General features: G+C 70.4%; 1 protein-coding gene. It reads left to right on the top strand.

All coding sequences use genetic code 11. From position 1 onward, the window contains the following. The coding region (gene traA / locus AX724_RS15925) for a Ti-type conjugative transfer relaxase TraA (protein ID WP_082733556.1) at positions 1 to 1,608 on the top strand (1,608 nt) is incomplete at both ends.

Consider the following 1,608-nt stretch of genomic DNA (forward strand, 5'->3'; position numbering starts at 1 on the left):
GCGACTGGAACTCGACCGAGCTGTTGAAGGACTGGCGCGAGGCGTGGAGCGCGCATGTCAACGAACGCATGGCCGAGCTGGGGCTAGAGGGCCGGATCGATCACCGTTCCTATGAGGCGCAGGGCATCGAGCTTGAGCCGCAGCACAAAATCGGCCCGGCCGCGTCGCGGCGACCGGAGCAGGGGCTTGAGGCCGAGCGGATCGAGGATCACACGCGCATCGCCCGCGACAATGGCGAGAAGATCATCGCCAACCCATCGATCGCGCTGGACGCCATCACCCGGCAGCAGGCGACGTTCACCACCCGCGACCTTGCGACGTTCGCGTTCCGACAAAGCGACGGCAAGGATCAGTTCGACCGGGTAATGGGGGCGGTGCGCTCCAGCCCCGAGCTGATTGCGCTGGGCAGGGACGGGCGCGACCAGGAGCGGTTCACGTCGCGCGACATGATCGCGGTGGAGGCCCGGCTTGAGAGCGCCGGCGACGAGCTGGCGGGCCGCGCCGGGCATGGCGTCGCCGATCGCCAGCGGGACGCCGCGATCGGCGCGGCCAGCGCCAAGGGGCTTGTCCTGTCGGCCGAGCAGCGCGACGCCTTCGATCACATCACCGGGCGCGAAGGGCTGGCGTCCGTCGTCGGCTACGCCGGCAGCGGCAAATCCGCCATGCTTGGCGTCGCGCGCGAGGCGTGGGAGGGGCAGGGCTACACGGTGCGCGGCGCGGCGTTGTCGGGCATCGCGGCGGAGAACCTTGAGGGCGGATCAGGCATCGCGTCACGCACCATCGCCAGCCTTGAACACGCATGGGGTCAGGGGCGCGAGCAGCTAGGCCCCAGGGACGTGCTGGTCGTTGACGAGGCCGGCATGATCGGCTCGCGCCAGATGGAGCGTGTGTTGAGCCAGGCGCGCGACGCCGGGGCCAAGGTCGTGATGGTAGGCGACCCCGAGCAGTTGCAGGCGATCGAGGCCGGAGCGGCGTTCCGCAGCATCACCGAGCGGCATGGCGCGGCCGAGATCACCGAGATACGCCGTCAGCGCGAGGACTGGCAACGCGACGCGACGCGCGCGCTCGCCACAGGCCGCACCGGCGAGGCGATCCACGCCTATGATGGCAAGGGCATGGTCCACGCGGCCGACACGCGCGAGCAGGCGCGGGGCGAGCTGGTGGACGGCTGGGATCGCGCGCGTCAGGCCGAGCCGGGCAAATCCCGCGTCATCCTCACCCACACCAACGCCGAGGTCCGCGAGCTGAACGAGGAGGCGCGGGGCCGGCTTCGCGCGACCGGCGACCTTGGCGACGACGTGACGTTCAGCGCCGACCGAGGGACGCGCGCGTTCGCGCGCGGCGACCGCTTGATGTTCCTGCGGAACGAGCGGTCGCTAGGGGTGAAGAACGGCACGCTTGGCACGATCGAGCGGGTGACGCCGGAGGGCATGACCGTCCGGCTGGACGGGGGCCGTCAGGTCGCGTTCGACGCCAAGGATTACGCCCATGTCGATCATGGCTATGCGGCGACGTTCCACAAGGCGCAGGGCGTGACCGTCGATCGCGCCCATGTCCTCGCCACCCCCGGCATGGACCGCCACAGCGCTTATGTCGGCATGTCGCGGC

It is taken from the genome of Sphingobium sp. CCH11-B1 (assembly GCF_001556865.1).
Lineage (GTDB): Bacteria > Pseudomonadota > Alphaproteobacteria > Sphingomonadales > Sphingomonadaceae > Sphingobium.